We start from the raw sequence: 21992 nt of genomic DNA on the forward strand, positions 1-21992 counted from the left end.
CGTTCGAAAAAATCCGACACACCATTAAAAATGTGAAACTTGCGGTTCCAGTAGAATATTTTCAATGAGTTAAGCAGTGTAAATTGACGATTACGCAGAAAACGAAAGCGCCTCTTTACTAGGCGCCCTCGCATAATGTCCAATATAAAGCATTATGATCGCGCTCAGGAAACGGCCTGCGCCTTTTTGAAACTCTATCGCTCACGCATAGATGTGGCCGCGACCTCAACGAGCGGAGAAAAGACGTATTCCAGGATGCGTCGCGAGCCGGTTTTGACTTCCACCGTCACCGTCATACCTGGTGCAACAGGTATTTTCTCGCCGTCTGCGTCGAGTTCGAAGGCACTTGGCTTGACCAAAATCGGGAAGACAAGATTCTGGACACGCTGTCCGCCCGAGTTGGTGATCGCTCGGCCATTCTGCCGTGCATTGCTCTCTAGGGCTTGAGCGTCTGGCTCTGGAATAGCGTCGCGAGAGATGCTGCTGACGACACCTGGCAAGCTGCCATATCGGATGAAGGGAAAAGAATCGACCTTGATGACGGCTTCCTGACCAATGGCAATAAAGCCGATGTCTTTGTTTTGGATATAGACCTCGATTTCCAAACCATTGCCTTCCGGGACCAGGCGCATGACCTCTTCGGCAGGGACGACAACTTGCCCAAGCGTTGTCACCGTCAGCGCATAGACAATGCCGTCAATGGGCGCCTTCAACGTGAAGCGCTCTAGTCGCGCATCCGCTTTAGCTAGGCGTTGCTCCAGATCGTCTCGCTGCCGTTCAGCTTCCGCCAGCTTCTGACTGTTTTCTGCATAGAAAGCGTCGTAGAGTTTTGCGATTTCCCTATTGAGGACTTCGATATTGGCGGAGATTTCCGACAGTTGGCCTTCCATGCCGGCCAGAGAGGTCTGCTGGTAGCGGTAGCTTTCAAGCGCGTCTATCAGCGAGGCTCTGGTTCCGGATGCGCGTTTGACGAGCTCTGAGCGCATGCCAACACGTTCGCCCATGATTTCGATCAATTGCCGTTGCGCGTTAATCGTCTCCGATACGCGCTTAGATTCGGCATTCTTTTGAACTCTCTGGGCAACGAGGGCCGCTACCGAGGATTTCAGCCGCTCGGTTTCGGTGTCGTAAACTCGTTCTTCCCGCAGACGAACAGCGCTGTCGACACTATCCAACCATGCGAGTTTAGGTGCATCCGGTAAATCGCTTTTGCGAGCGACTTTCGTTGCCGTCAACCGGCGCGTAATTTCACCACGGGTTGAGGCAAGAGCGCTGGCAAGAGAGTTTCTATCGGCGACTGCATCAGATGCATCAAGTTCAAGGAGAACATCTCCCTGTTGAACACGCGCGCCATTCTGAACCTTGATGCTCTGCACCTTAGCCGTCTCAAGGGGCTGAATGACTTTTACGCGGCCAGTCGGCTGAAACTTACCTTGCGCCATGGCGACAATGTCGAAACGCCCGAACCAGGACCACGTCAAGGCAATCACGACGAAACTGCAGATCGCGAAAATCAGCCACGTGCTTACGGGCGACGCTGGCGTTTCGAGAATTTCCAGCGCCGCAGGCAGAAACTCCTGATCGTCGCGGCGGCGCGTGGGCGCAGATGGCTTTTGTGCTGGCTTTGGCTTTTCTTCACCCGACTGCTCAGTCATTTGACGCTCTGCTCGTTCTGCAAGTTCCAGAGGTGGCGGTAGAGGCCCTTTTCCCGCACCAGGAGCTCATCATGCGTGCCGACCTCCACAATACGCCCATCAGCCATACCGATGATCCGATCGCAGGGGCGCACCGCGGCCAGGCGATGGGCGATAATGATTACAGTGCGGTTTCGTACGATCTGTCGCATGTTTTGTTGAATAATGCGCTCGCTTTCGTAATCGAGAGCGCTGGTCGCTTCGTCAAAAATCAGGATGGGCGGATTGGTCGCGAGCGCGCGTGCTATAGCAATACGCTGGCGTTGGCCGCCGGATAGGTTCGCGCCACGTTCTTCGATAATGGTGTCGTAGCCTTCTGGCATCTTCGAAATAAATTCGTCGGCGCCGGCCAGCTTGGCCAGGCTGATCACTTGCGCGCGCGGCATGGCCGGATTGGCAAGGGCGATGTTGTCGTGAATGGTTCGATTGAAGAGCAGGTTCTCTTGGAGCACGACGCCGATGTGACGACGTAGCCACGAAGGGTCGAGATTGCCGAGGTCCATTCCATCCAGCAGAACCTGCCCTTCGCTTGGTGTGTAAAGGCGTTGGATGAGCTTCGTCAGAGTTGACTTGCCAGAGCCCGAGGGGCCGACAATGCCAATCACTTCTCCTGGTCTAATCTTGAGAGAGACATCCTTGAGCACTTCCGGAGCGCCAGGCCGATAGCGGAACGTCACGTGGCTGAGAACGATATCTCCTTTGGGGGCCGGCAAAACAGCCTGTGGCGCTGTCGTGCGCTCCGGAGGGGAGTTTAGGATATCGCCGAGGCGATCGACCGAGATCTGGATCTGTTGAAAGTCTTGCCATAGTTGCGACAGGCGCAGGATAGGCTGCATCACCTGGCCGCTGATCATATTGAAGGCCACCAATTCACCAACGGTCATCTGTCCATTGATCACGGCATTGGCGCCAAAATACAAAATCATCGCGGTTGTGAATTTGCTGACATATTGAATGGCATTCTGGCCGCCAGCGCTGAGCATGGTCGCCTTGAAGGATGTCTTCACATAGGCGGCGAGACGTTCCTCCCATTGCACCTGCATAACGGGTTCGACCGCCGCGGCCTTTGCCGTCTGGATGCCAACAATGGTTTCGACCAGGAATTGCTGACTTATGGCGCCGCGGTTGAACTTCTCTTTGATCTGCTCGCGTAAAGCCGGACGGACCAGAGCCGCGATTAGAAGATAGACGGGTATAGAAGCCAGGACGATCAGCGTCAGCTGCCAGGAATACATCCAGAGGACGATGATGAAGATGATGGTGAATAGAAAATCGATCGCGGAAAAGAGACCTTGGCCTGTCAAAAAGGATCTGATCGTTTCAAGCTCGCGAACACGAGCTACAGTTTGGCCAGCCGGTCGGGTTTCGAAATAGGCCAATGGCAATCGCATCAAGTGGTAAAATAGTCGGCGACCAAGCTCAACGTCGATCCGATTGGTTGTGTGGGACAGCGCATAAGTGCGCAGATACTGCAGCCCAACATCAAACAGGCCGATCACCACCAAACCGATGATGATGATCAAAAGGGTAGAATAGCCACGGTGCGCCAGCACTTTGTCGATGACAATTTGGAAGAAGAGCGGCGTGACCAACGCGAAGATCTGGACGAACAAGGAGGCCACAAGAACATGTGCCAGTGGCCGCCGGTAGCGCCAGATCGACGGGAGGAACCAGCGGAAACTGAAGGCATCAGGCGCAATGCCGGCACCGCCGAACCGGCGCGCGACCATAATGACGACCGGCTCGACATTTGCCCACAAATCTTCGATGGGCACTTCGCGATGACTGCCGCTGATCGGCTCCACGATATGCAGCGCGCCGCTAGGCAGTTTGCCAACGAGAACCAGATATCGACCGTCATTTTGACGTAGGATTGCAGGGCAGGGCACGCTCAGCAACCGCTTTGTCGTAACCTTTGAAAGGATACGTGCTTTAAGGCCGATCAGGTTGGCCGCGCGCACAAGATCACCATCAACAGCCGCTCGTTCGCCAAGCGCCAATTCACGATGGAGCTGTCTTGGATCAGCGGCAATCCGATAATAGCTGGCGATGCCCGCCAAAGCGCGCAGACCTGAATCTACAATTGTTTGAAGTGTGCTTGCGTCAATTGTTTGAGTGTTCTCAGTGCTCACGAACTCGAATACCCCAGCCCCTGGGCATCGAAGCGGTCCAGACTTGATGACCGCGATGATGCTTGAAATCGTCTCACTCCATATCAGAGCCGTCGCCATTGAAAAGATGGATGGTGAGTTTCGCTTTGGCGTGTTGCAGTAACATCGCATGCGAAAATTCTGGGAGGCCTATACTCAAGTTTAAACAGAAAGCGCTTGCACAACGGGCTGCGATCTAGTCCAAGCTGTGCAGTAGTTTTTTAGGGCTGATTTGCGCGGACTTTGGGGGTCCCGCAGTCTCTTATGGTTTGTTTCCGACGATTGAACGGGCGGCGCTGGTGGGTGCCAAGCCGTAGGCTGACTATTGTCTCATTGTCATATGGCGGCGTGAACCATGGCATCGACTCCTTTGGGGCAATCGAACTCTTCAAGCTCGAAGAGCGCGTCGGTCGCTGAGCTCTTATTTCAAAAGCCGCTAGGCCTGCCTGAGTGGCTCGCCAATGCCAAAGAAGTGCAGGCCGAGGTCGCGGGCTTCTGGGATGATTTTCAGACAAGTTATGGTGAGACGACACGCCAGTGGGTGGAGCTGGTTTTCCAACCTTTTGCGCTTTCCGACATGGCGCAGATGGATGCAGTTTATGGGCTGCAATCTTGGGATCATTTGGGGCTGGCGAGCGCCAATTGGAGCTATCAGCAGGACAGCATGGTTACAGCCAGCTTGGTCGCAAAACACACTGATACGCCAAACCTTTTGGTGCCGGGGCTGGTAACGCAAGGGGCGCATTTGGCATCAGAGCCGACGACAATTTCAATGATTTAATATTTGTTTTTCAACCGCAACGCATGATGTGGCTAAAGATTTGCTGCCCTGCGAGCGTGAAGGAATTTGATGATGTCGCGGAAGACGTGGATCTGGCTCAACATCGTCGTCGCCTTTTGCCTTTTCTATGCATGGAGCTTTGCCTCTTACTCCTATCGTTTTCGTCTCACCGTCGAGGTCGACACCGCAGCCGGCATGAAAACCGGGTCCAGCGTGCTGGAAGTAATGACCGCAATGAATCCACCTTGGTTCTTTCTCGCTGCAAACGACTCCGTCACGACAGCACGCGGTGAGGCGATTTTTGTCGATCTTGGCAACGGGGGAAATCTCGTTTCCCTGCTGGCTTTGGGCCCACAAGCGTCCGATGGAGGCGTAATCACTTTAGCTGTGCGCACGTTTTTCAATTATCAGGGAGGGTCGTATGATCCTCGTTGGAGCAAGATATTGGTGAAAATGCCAACCGAGTATTCAGGTCGGCGTGCTTACACCAGCAAAAAGCCGACGTTGGCGACCTTTACCGACCTCAACGATCCAAGTTCGATCCGCGAGGTGTCGTACAATGAACCACAGAGCGTTTTAGGTTCCAATGTACACCAAGTGCGTTTCTGGATCGAATTAACCCGCGATCCGGTGACGTCCACATTGTCGCTTCGCTTACCATGGATCAGTGATCCCAAGTTAAGAGCCACGGCCTGGCGGCTTCTACGCAAAAACCATTTGGGAAGCGGCTCAGCACCCGACACGATATTTCAGCGTTCAGGAGAATACTAATGGCAATCAATGACGATGTGTTCCGCGCCATTCTGGCCATGGACTCTTACAACCGAGGCGGTCGAGGGATGGGGTTGGATGGTGCTGCAATCGGCGATGCAGCGATAATGGGAAACTCCGATGAACTCCAGGTCGCAGGCGCCAGCTTCTTCGCTCAATCCTACATATGGAAGGGGCAGATCGTTGTCTCATATCGAGGAACGGATGAGCCCCTGAGCGACGCCTGGAATGGGTGGGGCACTGGCCTCGGCGACTATTGGAGTACACAGGCGCAGAAAGCAGTCGAATTTTATGAGAAAATTCTGGACTACTATGGCCCGATTATCGGTCCCGTCGATCCGACCGCGGCCAATGTTGCATTTGTCGGCCACTCACTTGGCGGTGGATTGGCAGGGTTTGTCGCGAGCCTCTACGGCAAGAACGCCACGGTCTTCAATAATATGGCATATCAGCTCTCGGCGGAGCGTGCTTACTACTTTGCCACCGGGCAATTTCAGACGTCTCAGGAACTTCAGCATCAACAGGATGTCATCAGCCAATATTACTTCAATGGGTCATACAACAACGGGAACCCGATTACACCAAGCTGGTCGAATGTTACAGCTTTTGCAACGATAGGTGACCCGCTCGCCGTTAACCGAGGTGGGCAGCAAGGTGTTATGAACCCTGTTGGGACGGGTGTCGATTTGAGCGATTTGGGCGCGGTGACCGGCCTCCTGCTACGTCACAGTCAATCGTTCCAGGTCATTTTGCTGTTCGGCGAGAAGGAGGTCAGTAAGGTCGAGGTTCCTGGCAGCGACCGGTGGAAGTCGTTTAAGGAGCTTTTTTCATCGTTGGACGACGCGACGCTCGTCGAAGCCGCGAAAAAGGCCAGCACTGTCAACCCAGCACGCAATGCTGATGAGATGCGTACGATGATTGCATACTCCGCAGTCGACAGTGGTACGCGTCCGTTTGGCGACAAAGCTATCCGCGCGCTCTTTAATGACGCTAACGATATCGGTAGTTTGCTGACTGGCGGTCAATTAAACGCCTTCATTGGTACTGGCGCGAGGAGCCAACTTCTCAGGAAGGCATTGGCAGATATAGTCGTCCAATTCGCCGCTGACGTAGCCAATCAAAAAGCGACCGACGGCAAATTCCTGAATGGGGTTACAGCAAAATCGACTTCGCTCCTCTCAATTGATTTCGATAAGGAGTATTGGCAACAAAGCTCAAAGATTGTTGGCCTAGAAAGCTTGCTAAGAGATTACTTCAGTCCGGAAGTCCAGGCACCTAATCCCGGAGAAACCGCCTTTAGAGCTCTATATTATTCGAAGATTGGCGATCTGGCCGGTGGTATCTCACGCGCCGAGATCGGACTGGATGGACAGGCGGCGACTATCTCAGCAAACAATCTGCCAATGCCACTAGTTGCTCAGAATGGCGGGCTTCTCGCAATTGGAGCTGACCAAGGAGACACGATCAATGGAGGGAACGGGAGAGATGTTCTTTCTGGCGGCGGTGGCGATGACACTATTAATGGCGGAGAAGGCGATGACTTTCTCATTGGCGGCGATGGAGCAGATCGGCTTTTCGGCGGCGCGGGCAAGGATGTGCTTTTCGGAGGCAAAGGCAACGACAAACTCTACGGTGGCACCGAGAAAGATCGATTGATCGGGGGAGAAGGTGATGACGAATTCTACGTCAAATCCGGCGATGTCATCCTCGACGGCGATGCCGGTGACAAGCTCTTCGTTACTCGTGGCAATGAAGCAGACGAATTAGCCGTCTATGGGGATCTCAAACAATCGGATATTCAGACAGCATGGAGCAATTACGAGTCTTCAGTCTTTCCCGGAGGACAAGCGATTTTTCGAAACGAGCTCCTAGACTACTGGCTCGTCAACACTGGACAGTCGCTCGTTGTTTTTGACCTTCCATGGGATCTCGATGGCTTCAACCTTGTAATTTCGGATTATCAAGCGGGCGACTTTGGCTTGGATATCCAAGATCCAACAAGTTACATGGCATGGATAAGAGGGACTAGCGGGCCTGCCTCTCTTGCACCTTATCTGAGAAACCTCCAGACAGCATTAAGGTTTGAGGCAAGAGCGGCCACTGAAGAGGAGCCTGGTGACCAACAACGGTTCATGGCTCTGGCTGGAGAGGAGATTGTAGGGACATCAGGTATGGATTTCTTGCGCGGAACTAGCGGCGACGATGAGATTGTCGGCGACGGCGAAATGGATTTGTTAGTCGGCGGCGCGGGGAGCGACACCTACCAGTATCGCGCGGGTGATGGCGATGATTACATTATGGACTATGACGGCGCGACTGATGACATCGATGTCCTCGCCTTCGACGATCTTAATGCGGAAGATATCGAACTGAGCGGCAGAGGGAACGAACTGTACATCAAGATTCTGGGGGCGAGTCCCGCGCTCATCACAATCATTGATCAGCTTGTACAAGGAGGATCTGACGGAATTGAGGAGATTCGTTTTGCCGATGGCACCGTGTGGAGCCGGGAACAGATCGTCGAGGCGTTGTTCGTGGTTCGCGGCACAGATGGCGACGATAATCTGTACTGGAAATTCATCAATTATTCTTTGAGCCAGCCCACGACCTTCTATGGAGGACTTGGCAACGACGAACTCCATGGTGGAGAAGGGCGCGACATATATGTCTACGCTACTGGCGATGGTAACGATACGATCACGGACGACACCGATTCTACTGGTACCGTGCGTTTCTCTGATCTAAATCCAAGCGATATAGGCCTCACTCGATGGGGCGATAATCTCGCGATCAGGATCAATGCAACTGCCGAATGGATTACGGTAACCTCCAACGCAGGACAGGACTCTATCGACAGAATAGAGTTCGCTGACGGAACGGTGTGGGACCGAGATGACATCGTCACGTTTGCAAATGTGCCACTGACAACTGGAACCGATTTCAATGACTCATTGAGCGGTGGTTCTGGTGCCGATATCCTAAATGGCAAAGGCGGTGATGATACGCTTCAGGGCAACGGCGGCGACGATGTCTACCTCTATGCATCTGGCGATGGAAACGATGTCATATTTGATTGGAGTGGGACAACCGATATTCTGCGTCTGACCGATCTCAATGCGGATGATATCACCGTAAGCCGTTCCGGCTCCGACGTATTGATAACGGTCAATGCAACAGGACAGACGATCACGCTCAGTTACCAACTCCTATCTCAATACGAAACCGACGGCATCGAAAGAATAGAGTTCGCGGACGGCAGTAGTTGGGATCGAGCGATGATTGATGCGATCCGAGGTACAACAGGTAACGACACACTGTACGGCACTCAAGGGCGCCCAGATTCGTTTATCGGCGGTCTTGGAAACGATACCTTGGAGGGAATATCCGGTAGCGACACCTATATCTATTCATCTGGTGACGGATCCGATGTGATCAATGACAACTCCGGTTCGACTTCTGATGTCGATGTTCTCCGATTTACGAACTTAGATGCCGGCGACATAGCCTTGAAGCGTGTTGATGATCATCTCGAAATCAAGATTAAGGCTACCAACGAGATCATTCAGGTCAACAAGCAGTTCTATTCCGAGACCGAGAATTGGGGGATCGAGAAGATCCAATTTGCCAACGGAACAGAATGGGATCTGGCGACGATCAATGCTAACGCAAACACAGGTGGCACGAGTGGTGACGATGTTATCACCGGAACGGCTGGCGATGATATCTTGGATGGCGGCGCCGGTGATGACACCATAGATGGTGGCGATGGAAACGATGTTATTATTGGCGGTGAGGGTAATGATACGCTCTTTGGAGGCGCTGGCGACGATGTGATCTACGCCGACTATGGCGCTGATATCGTCGACGCTGGGGCTGGTAGTGATGTTGTTCATATATTCGAGCAGTCGATCGGATCTTCGTCCCAAATTGTAGGTGGCGACGGAGTGGACACGCTCGTGTTCGAAGCAACAGGAGCGACCTTCGTTTCGGCAAACTGGAGCATAGTTGAGGCCAGCTTTGAGCGCCTTCAATCCGCGCCCAACTATTGGTGGGCGGGGAGTGGAGATGGCAACGTCATCGACTTCGCCAATATTGAGCGGTTGGATAGCAACAACTTCTATATCTATGGCTTTGCTGGGAACGATACCATTATCGGCTCAAACGGTAGCGACATCATACTTGGCGGACTTGATGACGATGAGCTGCATGGTGCCGACGGGGATGACGAACTGCAAGGTGAGGAAGGGGCAGATAGGCTTTACGGCGGCAGTGGTGCTGATACGCTAGGTGGAGGAGACGGAAATGACTTTTTGAGTGGCGGTGTAGGCAACGACACCCTTGAAGGCGGCGCTGGCGACGATACCTTCTCCTTCCTTGGAACATTCGATCACGATCACATCTATGATTTTGGAGTTGGAAACGACATTATCGAGTTTGATAGCAGTCAGTTCCCTGACTTCAACGCTGTTTTAGCGGCAGCGAGTACGTCGGGAAATGACACCGTCATCACCCTTGACGCATCCAACTCAATCACGCTCCAAGGTGTTTCCTTAAGCACTCTCAACGCGAACAACTTCTCGTTTGTTTAGAAAGGAATTCGTGGATTGAAACGAGGTTGGGTTCCTTCACAAAGGAGCCCACGAACCGCATGTCGTATTGGTGCTATCGACATCTGTCTTGAGCTTAAACCGATCATCACAATGGAGTTCCTGTTCGGGACGTTACCAGGGCTTCGCGTTCACGAATTCTCAAAACCTATACTCAAGTTTAAACAGAAAGCGCTTGCACAAAACAACGGGCTGCGATCTAGTCCAAGCTGTGCAGTAGTAATTGGGGCTGATTTACGCGGACTTTGGGGGGCCCGCAGTCTCTTATAGTTTTGTTTCCGACGATTGAACGGGCGGCGCTGGTGGGTGTCGAGCCGCAGGCTGATTATTGTCTCTTTGTCATATGGCGGCGTGAACCATGGCATCGACTCCTTTGGGGCAATCGGTCGCTGAGCTCTTATTCCAAAAGCCGCTAGGGCTGCCCGACTGGCTCGCCAATGCCAAAGAAGTGCAGGCCGAGGTCGCGCGCTTCTGGGATGATTTTCAGGCGAGTTATGGTCAGACGACGCGCCAGTGGGTGGAATTGGCTCTCCAGCCTTTTGCGTTTTCCGACATGACGCAGATGGATGTGTCCTATGGGCTACAATCTTGGGACCATCTGGGGTTGGCGAGCACTAACTGGAGCTATCAGCAAGATGGTTCTGCAACAGCAAGTCTGCGGCTCGAGGGTGCGGAAGTTTTAAACGGGCCTTTACTCGGCACTGATTTTTCATCCCAGACCGAACCGGCGGTGATAGAAGTTCTGCACTTCTAACAAGCTCGGGGAGAAATAGCGCATGAATAGATCGACCAGCCGTGCTTCAATTGTAACGGCTTCGTTTGTTTTATTTATCGTCTTCTCCTCCTTCGCCAGCGAGTCGCAGTTCGGTCTGCACGCACTTGGAGGCGGAGTTATGTCAAGCGCCTTTGCTCGCACATCGCCAAAACTGAATCGTATATTTGCAGCAGGCCGGCTTCAAACTTTAGCAAGTCGAATCTTACTGACATTTTTTTTTGGGCGACCGGCAGTTGTTGGCATGAGCGGCGAGCTATGCAATTTCAACAATATTGAAACCCTCTTCGCAAGCGCATCAGATGAATTGGAGCTGATTAAACGGGCCGAGAACGCCACAGGAAAAAAGGCCTTGTGTCGGCCAATACATATTCGGCTGACTGAGACCTCTCTCATCATGGGCATTCCCAAGATAGTCGATCCCGATAAGGTCGTCGCTTATTTGCAAGACGCAAAAAATGACGTCGGACTACTCAACAAATTGGCTGTTGCAGACCTAGAGCGCATCGCTCCGCACAGAATGATGGTCCCTCTGGTAATAATCGATCTAGGACAGGCGGCACAATTAAGCAGTGATCTAGCGAGGCTCGGACCTATTCGCGAGCGGATCGAACACAATACTTTCGTCGAGTTTCGCGTTGACTTTCGGTAGGGGGCATTCGTTATGGCAACAATAACCTTCAACTATTTTCCACCTGACGAGATATCTTCAGTTTCAATTTTCGACACGGGACACCTGAATGTCACGTTCGAGAGAAACGGGTCGATAGTTACCTACGGTATGAATGCTGCTGACAACTCGTATCTGTTCACCCAACTCACGTCGGGCACTGGAATGGATGGGACGTTTCTGTCGCTCTGAGATCGCTTCGCTCGGCCCGTCCTGACCAGGTGGCGGATGCGGTACATCTGTGCCCTGCGCAACAAGGCCGGACCAGCGTGCTTCCAGCCAGTTGCGGAGCGCCTCTGTCGAGACGCAGTCATCCTGGTTGTAGCACTGGACGACGTCCCGGTGCGTGGCTGAGATTGAATGATGGTCAGCCAGTTCCAGGCCGATGGTCAATTCCGACATCCAAATGCTCGACCGTGAATATCTCCTGATCGGGTCGCAAGCATAGATGTGTCGTAACGCCAGCCGAGCTAGTCGAGTGCGATAATTAGAGTGGGTCGCGCGTTGGGCCGGGAGCTTCAGCGCGACCCTGGCCAAGAGCCGATGCTGGCGGTCCTGGTTGCACTCACAATACCGATTGACGACGAAAAGCCAAGCTTCGTATCTGTGACTGTATCGCCGTCACACGAGCAGTTTTGCAATCCAATTTTCGATAATCGGTACCACGACCACTCGAACCGAGATTAGAGCCCTCACTATACTTGGGCATCGAAGCTGTCTTTCTCGGACACTCGAAACCTCGATGAGCGCGATAGTCACCAGTTGATCCGAACGCCGAATGTGCCAAGCGTGGGACTTTGGCGGCTGCGGCCATCGAGCGACCAACGATAGCTGCCTTGGCCGTAGAAGCTCAAGTTCTTGTTGACCCGCACCGTGATGCCGCCACCGACCTCCAGCGAAGTACCGCCGAAGCGAGTTTCCATGATGGGTGAGGATGGACCGAAGAGTGCACCGTCATTACCGGCGAAGGAATGCCAAAGATTGATCCGCGCATAGGGCTGCCAAAGCCTGCCTTGCGCGTCTTGGTTGCTGTATTGCAGTCGGGCTCCGAGCCGTCCTGTCCAGGCATTGCCCGCTTTCCAATTCACAGTGGAATAAGCGTCGCCGGAGCGGTCCACTGACATCGTTTGAGAGATGATCTGCGCCTGCGGCTCGATCAGCCAGCGATTGCCGTCGCCGAAGCGGATCGGGTAGCCAGTCTCTAGCGAAGCGGTGAAGCCGGTTGCTTTGGTGGACAGACCAGTGCCGTAGTCTGAGCGCGCTTTGACATCATACCAGGTGTGTTGAAGGACCGCGTCGACATACCAGCCACTCGGCCCGAAATGGGTCCAGTAGGCGCCGAGCGAAGACCCCGTCATTGACAGCCGGCCGACGCGAAGATTCTGAACGCCGAGGGCGAAGCCGGACACTGACGGCGCGTTGTAGTCGGTATAGGCACCATAGATGCCGAGATGGTCACGATGGCCGCCCGCATAAGGATTTGTGCGGATGACATCGACGCCGCCCTGCAGACCGATGAGGTTTGCGGTGGCGCGGCTGTTGACGGTGCCGTTCCAATTGTTGGTGGTGCGTTCCCCGATGACACGAACCCAGCCGCCGTTGGCATAGCCGCGGCCGGTCAGGGCGCGGATGTTCTCTTGCTCGCCGACGCGCTCATGCAGAGTGCCGAGAGTCGCGAGCCCCATTTGCCGGCCGATCGCCGGGATTGGCGCATAGAGTGCCACTTCTGGGCGATACAGCGGGATCACTGGTCCACTCGGCGGCGAGGGCGGTTGACCTGGGTTCGAGGAGTCGGTGATCAAAGTGGAGCGCAGGAACCAATCGTTCGGATCGGTACTGCCGCCGCGGAAGAGTTGATATTCATATGCCCCGGCGGCTACGCGCTGGCTGAGCGTGAAGGCGCCGGCGGCGGTGGATCCGCCATTCGTCACCTGAACGAGCCGGATGCCATCGGCCACCGTCAACGCTCCTGGGCCTCCGGTATTGGCAATCAATAGCGCCGTGTTACCGGTTGCTGCGCCGCCATTGATGATCAGCAGATTGCTCGGCGAATTGTCGGAGCCCAGGTAGGTATTGAAGCCAATGCGGCCATTGTTGCCGATATAGTTGCCGGCGGTAAGCACCGTGTAGCCTTGGCTGCGCGATAGGAACTGGATTAGGCCGGCATTGGTCACGGCGCCGGTTGCGTTGGAATCTCCCGTTACGTTCCAGGCGCTGTTGGCATCGATCGCGACATTGGTCGCGTTTTGCGCCAAGCCAGTCCACAGGCTTCCCTTCGTCAGCGCCACGTCAGCGGTGTTGCTAGGGTCGGCCAGGAGGTCGCCGGTCCACTTCGAACCGTCCAGGGTCGCGGTTGCGGTATTGCCCGGCCCGGCCAAAACGAGGTTGCCGGTCCAATTGCTGTTGCTGAGGTTGTAGGCGAGTGTGGAGGGATCGACGACGACGTCGCCGGTGAGTGCCGGCATCCCGGCAATGTTCAATGTCAGATTGGCCGGGTTGCCTACGCCGTCTTCTGTCACCCGTGCCAGCAACAGCCGACCGTTGACGAGGGCAGGGGTGATACTGGTTCCCCCAGTAATCGACACTGTGCCGGTACCACCTTCGGCAAGGACGATCGCGTTGCTGGCGGCTCTCAGGCTGCCGCCGGTAATCGAAATGGTGCTGGGCGCGCTACCGGCGAGGTAGATCGCCGCCGATCCGGCGCCGTCCGCGGCGACTACAGTGCCGGAGGTCGTAAGCGTGCCGCCGTTGATTGCGGCGATACCATGTGCGGCGCTGCCAGTGGTGGCAACTGATCCACCGGTGACTTGCACGTTGCCACTGTTGTTGGCCTGGATGCCGGTGGCGGCGTCTCCAGCGGTGGTAATAGCGGCACGGGTCAGAGTGATGGTGCTACCGGCATCCTGCGCCTGGATGCCGAAAGAGTTCTGCCCCTGCGTGGCGACCGTGACATCCGTGGCCGCGATGGTGCCGCCCGCCAGCGCATGCAGGCCCATGGCATTGACGTTCGCAGTACTGACCGAGGTGCCGGTGAGGATGATGCTGCTACCGGCGTCTGCCGCCCGGGCACCGTCGGCGCCGCCCACGGTAGCGGTATCGGCGCCGTGGGTTACGATAGTGCCGCCGATAATTACGGCCGTGCCGCCCTGGCTGACCCTGACGCCGACGGCGCCGTCGCCATTCGTAGTGATGTTCGCGTTCTCGGCCTGTAGTCGACTGCCGGCCCCAATCACATCCGCGCCATGAGCCTCCAAGCCGATCTCTGCGTCCGGAAACTGGAGGACCGGTGGGGAACCTCCGGTCACCCGATATCCGCTGGTGATCTCGGTGCCCGTTACGATGATCGTGCTGCCCCCACGGACGAGGACGCCAGCACTAGAAGGGCCGGAGGTGCGCACTATCGTGTCGGTCAGAGTGACCGTGCTGCCTCCATCTGCCTGCGCGCCAGGTGAATTGGGCTGATAGGTGAAAATGCCGTAGCCTGAAAAGTCGATCCTGCCTCCGGCATCAGCCCATACGCCCGGACTGTTTGCTCCATAGGTGGCAGAAGTCGCGCCATTGCTGACCTGGATGGTGCTGCCGGTTCCCCTGGCGAGGATGCCCGGGGAGTTGGCGATGACGGTGCCCCCGTAATAATCGCCGGTAACGACGGCGCCGCCATTGAGATTGATCGTTCCTCCATCTGCAGCGAGCAGACCGACCGCGTCATTGCTGTAAACGTTAATGTAGCTGCTATTCAGCGTGAGACTGCTTTCGGCGCCCGATGCGATGGCGCCCGAGGCATTGTTCGCGCCCATGCTGAACGTGTTCACGTTGTTGAGGATGATCGAGCCTTTAGCGTCTACGAAGACAGCAGAAGCGCCCGCACCGTAGGTCTGGATATCGGTGCGGGTGAGGGTGATCATCCCACCGCTGGCCACGTAGGCACCATAGGAGCCGTCGCCGTAGGTGTTCACCGCGCTATCGGTCAACGTAACCTTGCTGCCCGTTCCCGTCGCTACAATGCCGTGGGCACCGCCATCGTTGGTGTAGATGGCTGTATTGTCGCCGATGATCACGCCTCCGCCATTGGCGAAAAGAGCGTGGCTGCCCGTGCCATAGGTCGTGATCTCGCTGAGCGTCGTGCTGTCGTTTGGGGTGCCGGTTAAAGTGATCGTCCCGCTGTCGCCCGCATATGCGCCGTAGCCGCTGCCGGTTACCAAAAGATGGGTCGAGGTGGCACTATAGCTCCCAGTGCCGAAGACTTCGACCACGGTGCCCGCGCTGGTCCGATCGGTGAAGGCGGGATCCACGCAATTGCCGGAGGAGATGCTAACCGCCGCTGGCGCGCCTGCGCATTGGGCGAGGGCTTGAGCGGAAGGCAGCAGCGCCATCGCCGCGGTGGCCAAGATGGTGCGGCGGCAGCCGACGGAGCCCAACAGCGTCCATTTCAGCGAGTTACCCAACCATAGATCCAAATCTGCAACGGCAATTGGCGATTCCATGCGATTTGTACGCATCGATGCAGCCCCCTTCCGCGAATCATCTGCAGCCAGAAACCCCAAGAAGCAATAACGGCCGATCTTATTAAGACTTTACAAGTGGGCAATCATCAAAGGTTTGGTTCGACGAAAGAGCCCGAAAGGACGGCTAAAACGATTCCCGTTCTATGACCTCATCACTCTGATCCTAAGCAAAAAACAGCCTAAGTAATTAGACCCGCTTAGCCACCCGACCGCGACGCTGTTGGCCAAGGTGGATTTCCTTGGCCAATTGCGAACGAATTTTGGCATAGTTGGGCGCGACCATCGGATAGTCCGACGGCAGGCGCCATTTCTCGCGATATTGCTCGGGGCTCATATTGTACTGCGAGCGCAAGTGGCGGCGCAGCGATTTAAAGCGCTTCCCGTCTTCCAAACAGATGATGAAATCGTCATGGACCGAGCGGCGCGCAGGAACTGCGGGTATGGGCGGCTCGATCATCTTAGCGGATTTCGATAAACCGCCTATTCGCGCCAGCGCAGAATGAACCTCTGAGATAAGCTTTGGCAGTGCAGTCGTCGGAACAGGATTGTTTCTAACGTAAGCGGACACAATATCAGCGGCGAGTACAATCAAATTAGCCCCATGGTCGTTCTGATCGCTCATGGCCCTACCTGCCTAATCCTCAAAAAACATCAAAATATAAATGCAAGAACTAGCTCTCAAAATCACGCTTGCTGAATTGCGGACTTAGCATTCAGTCGTCCTTGAATTGAACATGTTTATTTAGTTTTTGTTCGCTCCGTGATATCGGCGCTTTTAGAGACCGTTTCACACGATGGTTGCTATTCGCAACAGACTGCCCCGTCGGTGATTTGCCAAAAAAATAATTCTTCTGCCACTTCTGCTCTAAGGCGACAGGATCTCCAGCCCGTAAAGCAAAGTTAAACTTACTGCGCTCGCTCAGCCAGTTCTTGTATTCCCAATGTAGTTCACGATTTTCGTCGAGGCGACTGATGACGGGTTGGATGGTCTCAATCGGAAGGGCGGGCATCGGGGTAATGAAGCAGAACGGTTCATCTCTTTCGAAATGAATTGTCCCCGGTTCTGTGAATTTCCAGTTCATTGTGAAAGTGAAGGGCAGCCAATCGGTTTCAACCAATCCATCGAGAGCCTGTATCCCGTGCTTGAGCCGGTTCGGTGCTCCTCGTGCCCAGAGCATCCAACCCGGATCAGTTCGGAATAGATAACCTACGTGAAAGGTAAGGATCCCATGTCCAAAGCCAAGCGATACTTGCCGAAGCTCGTCGCCTCGATCGTCCGGCCGCAAGATAATATCACTTTCGCCGTTATAGCCTGTCCAAGTTGCGGAGAAACCGGAAGGATTGAGCAACTCCCAGCCAGAAGTGTTCGCAATCGTTAACGGTGTGCAACGATAGGCGAAGTGCTGGTTTGTATAGTCCATCCAATCACGCTCACTTACGCCTGGAACCAGCTTGGGTGCAGGATCGTGAATGGCATAGCATTCCAGTTTCAACGGTGGAGATGTGTCTCCTTCGTCAGGGCGGTCACTCTGGGGCATGCTTCACCGGACATCCCGAGACAGGAGGCTTGAGTTTACGTTTTACGCGATGGTTGTCATCCGCGACCGAACGCCCGCTCGGTGACTTGCCCATAAGATAATTTTTTTGCCATTTCTGTTCGAGGGCAAGAGCGTCGCCGAGCTTCTGGGCGGCTGCAAATTTAGTTCTCTCGCTCGTCCAGATTTTCAATTCTTTATGCAGATTGGGCTCGTCCTCGATCTGTCGGATGCATGGCTCTATGGATTCAATTGCGACGCTCGGAACGACGGTAATGAAACAGAACGGCTCGTCTTTCTCGAAATGCACGGTGCAGGGACGCGTGAATTTCCAATTCATGGTGAAGGTGAAGGGTAGCCAATTAGTCTCTACCAAGCCTTCAAGGGGATGAATGCCGTCCTTGATGCGGTTCGGCGCCCCCCGGGCCCAGACCACCCAGTCTGGATCGGTACGGAAGAGATAGCCTGGATGGAAGCTGATGATGCCGTGACCGAAGAAAAAGCCGGTTTGATGGAGACTTTGGCCTGGCTCATGAGGGCGCAGGATGATGTCATCCTTCCCATTACCTCCAGTCCAAGTGGCAGAAAAACCCGAAGGGTTTAAAAGCTCCCAGCCCGTTGCGTTCGCTATTGCCAGGGGGGTGCACCGATAAGCGAAATGATCGCTTGTTTTGTCCATCCACGATCGCTCCATGCCCGCGGGCACCAGCAAAGGCGGGGACTTGGAGAGAGCAAAACAATCTAGTTTTGGCGCGTTCATTCCTCGCACCCCAATAATCGATTAGACCTAACATTGCGGCGGGAAACCTCCCCGCCGCATGAAAACAGATGCTCAACCAATAGATCCCGCCAAGGCGCCAGGGCTCGCCAGAGAAAGCTCCGATGCTTTTGTCGTCGGGGAAACTCTCTACGGATGAAGCAGAGAAACAATTGGAAGGAGAATCGACCAATGGGTGCGCCCCGCTTCGGCATGCTTGGTCCTAGCCCTCTCAAGAACAGACCTGAGTTGTCGCACAAGGTATCTGATGCCTTAACCAGCCGGTCCCGGAGGTCCCGGAGGTCCCGGAGGTCCCATAGGCCCCTCCGGTCCGGCAGGTCCGGGAGCGCCAGGCGCTCCCGGATCGCCAGGAGTGCCAGGAGTGCCGGGTTCGCCAGGAGCGCCAGGAGCGCCAGGTTCTCCGGTGGCGCCAGGAGTACCAGGAGTGCCAGGCAGGCCATCTTTGCCGGGGGTCCCAGGAGTGCCAGGAGTGCCAGGAGTGCCAGGAGTGCCAGGAGTACCAGGAGTACCAGGAGTTCCCGTGCCAGGCGCCCCGGCGGGGCCCGGAGGACCGGGCGGTCCCGCGATCACTCTGACCGGCGTGCGCCTCGTACTGCTTGGCATATCGGCAGCATCGCGTCCGATATAGCTGGGCATGTAATCCTCGCGATCGCGCTGCATGAGCGTGCGCTCGCCCAAGGGTGTCGGAGCAGGCGCCGTGAAAGTACCGCCACGCTTTGCGCCGAAATCTGGACTGCCGTAAACAGCCATCGGCGTAGTCGAATTGCCACTTGTGCCGAAATAGACACGTAGGCCGGCCTTGAAGGTCAGGTCGCGGCTCTTCCAGTCCGCAAAGCCGGTGTAGTAATCCTTGCTTACCTTGCCATAGGCAACCTCGGCAAAGAGCGAGGCGGCGGTGCCAGTGCTGAAATTGGTCAGATATTCGGCGCCGCCAACGATCTGGTTGCGACCACCGGTGAAGCGGTGGCCAATGTTCAATTTCAAGTTATCTGTCGCGTACCAGGCCAACCGCATATCATCAAAGAAACGGGATCTGCCGTAGAGATTGTCATATTCGACGCCTGCTACCCCTTGCAGCGTAAATCGACCCCAATATAGCTGGGCCTCCAGGCCACCTTTAACGTTTTGACGACCGTTTACGATGTCGCCAAAGCGCGTTGTAAAATAGCCCGTCCCGTAGAGATAACTGCCGTAAAGGCCAATCGCACCTACAGAAGGATCGCGCCAAAATACGTGACCGGCGCCGCCAAAGAAGCCGCTATTGCGGGTAATGCCACCGACACCGTCGATCTGAGCACCGAACGACTGCCCGAGGGGCACCGCCAACGAGCCGCCAGCGTAGCCGAAAGCAGCCCGCCCAAGATTGCTGCCTCCGCCGAGTTCGAGTTTTCCGTTGATGGCTGCTACGGCTTGAGTGCCAGGCGGCGCCTGTGGAGGCAGGCCACCACCCGCGATGGCAGGGCCGGCGATAGGCGGACCCGCAATCGCAGGAATATGCTCCACATAATCCCGCCCAGACCGGGCTGCTGGTCTTGATCCACCAGCATTAAGCCTACGCAACTCCGCTTTCGCTTTAGCAGCCTCAGTGGTCGCCGTCTTTAACTCGCTCTCCAACGCTTTTTGCCGCGTTTGAAGATCAACAATCATCTTATAGAGCTGTTCATTCGTTGCCGTCTGGGCTGAGCCGGATGTAGCAGCCCAAAAGCAGGCCATAGCAAAAACGGAGCAACTGAGTGTGAGCTCTGTGCGCAAAGACATGATCTTCCCCACTATGATCGAAGGATATGATGACGCAGGCAATACGATCAGAATAAACGGATGCCTGAAGCTGCAAGGCGCTCGCCGTTAACGCAGCGAGGATGTTCAGATCAGGCGTGGACGACGATGACGCGCGTACCGTTCGGCACGCGGCTTGCGAGATCAATGATGTCGGCGTTACTCATGCGAATGCAGCCGGATGAGACCGGCATGCCGACGCTGAATGGATCGTTCGTACCGTGAATTCGATAGAGCGTGTCCGCGCCGTTGGCATAAAGATAGAGTGCTCGCGCACCAAGCGGGTTCTCCGCGCCGCCAGCCGTCCATCGGGCCATCGGATCGCGGCTGCGCATTTCCGGAGGCGGCGTCCAATCTGGCCAGTCGGCCTTTCGACCAACATAAACAGAACCGCGCCAAGCAAAACCGTCGCGACCGGTCGCGACAACATACCGAATAGCCTTCCTATCTGGCAGTGTCAGATAGAGTAGCCGCTGCTGTGCATCAACGACGATTGTGCCTGGAGGCGCTTGCGTCGGATTGTCGACAACCATCCGCGCATAAAGTGGGTTGGGTCGGACTTGCGGCATCAGCGACAGGAAATGAACATCGCGGTGCGAGAGCGCAGCGGGCGCCTGGGCCACAATCTGCGCTTCTGGCCGGGACGTTGCCGTTTCCGAAACACAGCCCCCAAGCGCCAACGCAGCCACGACAAAGGACACACGAGCCTGGAGGTCGCTGGCCTTGCTCTTCGATTGCGACAAGGAAGGATATTCGAGATCGCGGGAAGCCGAAACCGCCACGCTTCGCAGGCGGCCAGCCTGCTCCTCAGGCAACAACCTGAGCCTGTCTAAATTTTCGGGAATCATTTAACCCCCATAGAAGCCGGAGATTGAACGCTCCAGCCAAGCCAATTAGCGATCCTGTACTTAGAAAACTCGAATCGCTTAAGAATATGGAGGCTCAGATACACTCACAATGACAGTATATTACAGTATATCTCACATACTGTCTCATTCTGTCACTCAGCCTGTGCCGATGACATTTGGCGACGACGAGCAGCTGTGATCATGGCGTTTATGACCGCAGAGCCTGCACGGCTACGCGGTAAGGCGATGCGCCCGGCGTCATTTTAACTCTCGCCCTGATTGGAACAAAGACGGCGGCGCTGCTCGTTCCCCGCGTCTGCTGTCGGCGGCCTGCAAAATGCTCCCTGCTTGCTCTCTTCATGATCGAGCTCGCGCGCCGAAACGCAGTCACTCTAATCAGAGAAAGAGAAGCCAATCCCGCGAATCGAATGAAGAGGAAGAAGCATGTTGGACTTCTGGGCCCGTCGCCGCAGACGGCTCACGATGGTGTCTATTTGACCATAGTCAAAGTCATAAACGTTGCCGCCCATTGCTTCGACGAATGCGCGCCGCTCGACGGTTTTACCACGTTCTTTGAACAGGAGTTCCAAAAAGCTCCTCTCCGAGGTAGTCAAGCGAAGGCGGTGGCCTATTCCGTCGGTGAGTACCCATCCGCCTTCCACCAGCGCCCATTGAAGAGGAGGAGGCGGCACACCGTGTTTATTCAGACGTCCATTGAGCGCCCTGACCGTGGCAGCCAATTCCCGGGCATCAATCGGTTTGACAAGATAAGCATCTGCTCCTTTTTCAAGACCATTGACCCTGTCATCTATAGAGCCTCGGGCCGTCGCCATGATGATCCCGACCGGTTGCGATGCACGCAAGTGAGCGGCGATGGACAGGCCGTCCTCGCCATCCAAACCAATGTCGAGAATCACGATGTCGGCCGGCCTGGCAGCGTAAGCTCTGTAGAGTGCCGCTGCGTTGTTAAATTCCTGTACGTTTAAACCCAGCCTCGACAATCCAAAGACCATTTCCTCGCAAAAGTCCCTGTCGTCATCGACAAGATAAACGAGGGGGGATAGCGCAGCATCGCTCCGCCTCCAACCTTCTCCAGTCATCCATG

General features: G+C 55.3%; 15 protein-coding genes. 5 read left to right on the forward strand and 10 right to left on the reverse strand.

Annotated elements, in window-relative coordinates; translation table 11 throughout:
- Positions 1–194: 194 nt before the first annotated feature.
- Both OIM99_RS10460 and OIM99_RS10465 read right to left on the reverse strand, forming a co-directional pair.
- Positions 195–1655, reverse strand: coding sequence for an HlyD family type I secretion periplasmic adaptor subunit (locus OIM99_RS10460; RefSeq protein WP_311850276.1), 1461 nt, complete (start codon positions 1653–1655; stop codon positions 195–197).
- Positions 1652–3802 carry a type I secretion system permease/ATPase gene (locus OIM99_RS10465; protein WP_311850391.1) on the reverse strand — a complete coding sequence of 717 codons (2151 nt, stop codon included), beginning with the start codon at positions 3800–3802 and terminating at the stop codon, positions 1652–1654. Before OIM99_RS10465 ends, OIM99_RS10460 begins: the two co-directional genes overlap by 4 nt.
- Before the next feature lie 397 nt (positions 3803–4199).
- Between OIM99_RS10465 and OIM99_RS10470 the strand changes: the two genes are divergently transcribed.
- The 5 genes from OIM99_RS10470 (at position 4200) to OIM99_RS10490 (ending at position 11427) form a co-directional block, all read left to right on the forward strand.
- The gene (locus tag OIM99_RS10470; protein WP_311850277.1) at positions 4200–4625 is read left to right on the forward strand and encodes a hypothetical protein; all 426 of its coding nucleotides are present in this window, start codon (positions 4200–4202) and stop codon (positions 4623–4625) included.
- Positions 4626–4697: 72 nt separating this feature from the next.
- Positions 4698–5396 carry a hypothetical protein gene (locus OIM99_RS10475; protein WP_311850278.1) on the forward strand — a complete coding sequence of 233 codons (699 nt, stop codon included), beginning with the start codon at positions 4698–4700 and terminating at the stop codon, positions 5394–5396.
- Positions 5396–9985, forward strand: coding sequence for a calcium-binding protein (locus tag OIM99_RS10480; protein WP_311850279.1), 4590 nt, complete (start codon positions 5396–5398; stop codon positions 9983–9985). The genes OIM99_RS10475 and OIM99_RS10480 overlap by 1 nt, the downstream gene beginning before the upstream one ends.
- 376 nt (positions 9986–10361) lie before the next feature.
- The gene (locus OIM99_RS10485) at positions 10362–10757 is read left to right on the forward strand and encodes a hypothetical protein (protein ID WP_311850280.1); all 396 of its coding nucleotides are present in this window, start codon (positions 10362–10364) and stop codon (positions 10755–10757) included.
- A gap of 22 nt (positions 10758–10779) precedes the next feature.
- Positions 10780–11427 (forward strand): hypothetical protein, encoded by a 648-nt coding sequence (locus tag OIM99_RS10490; protein WP_311850281.1) that lies wholly within the window; start codon positions 10780–10782, stop codon positions 11425–11427.
- Between the two features lie 63 nt (positions 11428–11490).
- Here OIM99_RS10490 and OIM99_RS10495 read toward each other — a convergent pair whose 3' ends face one another.
- The 8 genes from OIM99_RS10495 to OIM99_RS10530 all read right to left on the reverse strand — a co-directional run bounded on the left by OIM99_RS10495 (position 11491) and on the right by OIM99_RS10530 (position 21987).
- Positions 11491–11847 carry a hypothetical protein gene (locus OIM99_RS10495; RefSeq protein WP_311850282.1) on the reverse strand — a complete coding sequence of 119 codons (357 nt, stop codon included), beginning with the start codon at positions 11845–11847 and terminating at the stop codon, positions 11491–11493.
- Between the two features lie 353 nt (positions 11848–12200).
- On the reverse strand, positions 12201–15944 hold the full coding sequence (locus OIM99_RS10500) for an autotransporter outer membrane beta-barrel domain-containing protein (protein WP_311850283.1): 3744 nt from the start codon (positions 15942–15944) through the stop codon (positions 12201–12203).
- A gap of 193 nt (positions 15945–16137) precedes the next feature.
- A complete protein-coding gene (locus tag OIM99_RS10505; protein WP_311850284.1) occupies positions 16138–16572 on the reverse strand; it encodes a MucR family transcriptional regulator in 435 nt (144 codons plus the stop codon).
- Between the two features lie 91 nt (positions 16573–16663).
- Positions 16664–17488 (reverse strand): DUF6065 family protein, encoded by an 825-nt coding sequence (locus OIM99_RS10510; protein WP_311850285.1) that lies wholly within the window; start codon positions 17486–17488, stop codon positions 16664–16666.
- Positions 17475–18245, reverse strand: a complete 771-nt coding sequence (locus OIM99_RS10515) for a DUF6065 family protein (protein WP_311850286.1) — start codon at positions 18243–18245, stop codon at positions 17475–17477. Before OIM99_RS10515 ends, OIM99_RS10510 begins: the two co-directional genes overlap by 14 nt.
- Positions 18246–18515: 270 nt before the next feature.
- A complete protein-coding gene (locus tag OIM99_RS10520) occupies positions 18516–20021 on the reverse strand; it encodes a collagen-like protein (RefSeq protein WP_311850287.1) in 1506 nt (501 codons plus the stop codon).
- 110 nt (positions 20022–20131) lie between these two features.
- Positions 20132–20887, reverse strand: a complete 756-nt coding sequence (locus OIM99_RS10525; protein ID WP_311850288.1) for a L,D-transpeptidase — start codon at positions 20885–20887, stop codon at positions 20132–20134.
- Positions 20888–21279: 392 nt separating this feature from the next.
- Complete coding sequence (locus OIM99_RS10530; RefSeq protein WP_311850289.1) at positions 21280–21987, reverse strand: response regulator transcription factor; 708 nt, start codon at positions 21985–21987, stop codon at positions 21280–21282.
- Positions 21988–21992: the final 5 nt, after the last annotated feature.

The organism is Methylocella sp. CPCC 101449 (assembly GCF_031921685.1).
In the GTDB taxonomy this organism is placed as follows: Bacteria; Pseudomonadota; Alphaproteobacteria; order Rhizobiales; family Beijerinckiaceae; genus Terripilifer.

Coding starts and splice junctions, on each gene's coding strand:
- OIM99_RS10460 (WP_311850276.1), bottom strand. CDS start 1,655: ATGACTGAGCAGTCGGGTGAAGAAAAGCCAAAGCCAGCACAAAAGCCA.
- OIM99_RS10470 (WP_311850277.1), top strand. CDS start 4,200: ATGGCATCGACTCCTTTGGGGCAATCGAACTCTTCAAGCTCGAAGAGC.
- OIM99_RS10475 (WP_311850278.1), top strand. CDS start 4,698: ATGTCGCGGAAGACGTGGATCTGGCTCAACATCGTCGTCGCCTTTTGC.
- OIM99_RS10480 (WP_311850279.1), top strand. CDS start 5,396: ATGGCAATCAATGACGATGTGTTCCGCGCCATTCTGGCCATGGACTCT.
- OIM99_RS10485 (WP_311850280.1), top strand. CDS start 10,362: ATGGCATCGACTCCTTTGGGGCAATCGGTCGCTGAGCTCTTATTCCAA.
- OIM99_RS10490 (WP_311850281.1), top strand. CDS start 10,780: ATGAATAGATCGACCAGCCGTGCTTCAATTGTAACGGCTTCGTTTGTT.
- OIM99_RS10495 (WP_311850282.1), bottom strand. CDS start 11,847: ATGTCGGAATTGACCATCGGCCTGGAACTGGCTGACCATCATTCAATC.
- OIM99_RS10500 (WP_311850283.1), bottom strand. CDS start 15,944: ATGCGTACAAATCGCATGGAATCGCCAATTGCCGTTGCAGATTTGGAT.
- OIM99_RS10505 (WP_311850284.1), bottom strand. CDS start 16,572: ATGAGCGATCAGAACGACCATGGGGCTAATTTGATTGTACTCGCCGCT.
- OIM99_RS10510 (WP_311850285.1), bottom strand. CDS start 17,488: ATGCCCCAGAGTGACCGCCCTGACGAAGGAGACACATCTCCACCGTTG.
- OIM99_RS10515 (WP_311850286.1), bottom strand. CDS start 18,245: ATGAACGCGCCAAAACTAGATTGTTTTGCTCTCTCCAAGTCCCCGCCT.
- OIM99_RS10520 (WP_311850287.1), bottom strand. CDS start 20,021: ATGTCTTTGCGCACAGAGCTCACACTCAGTTGCTCCGTTTTTGCTATG.
- OIM99_RS10525 (WP_311850288.1), bottom strand. CDS start 20,887: ATGATTCCCGAAAATTTAGACAGGCTCAGGTTGTTGCCTGAGGAGCAG.
- OIM99_RS10530 (WP_311850289.1), bottom strand. CDS start 21,987: ATGACTGGAGAAGGTTGGAGGCGGAGCGATGCTGCGCTATCCCCCCTC.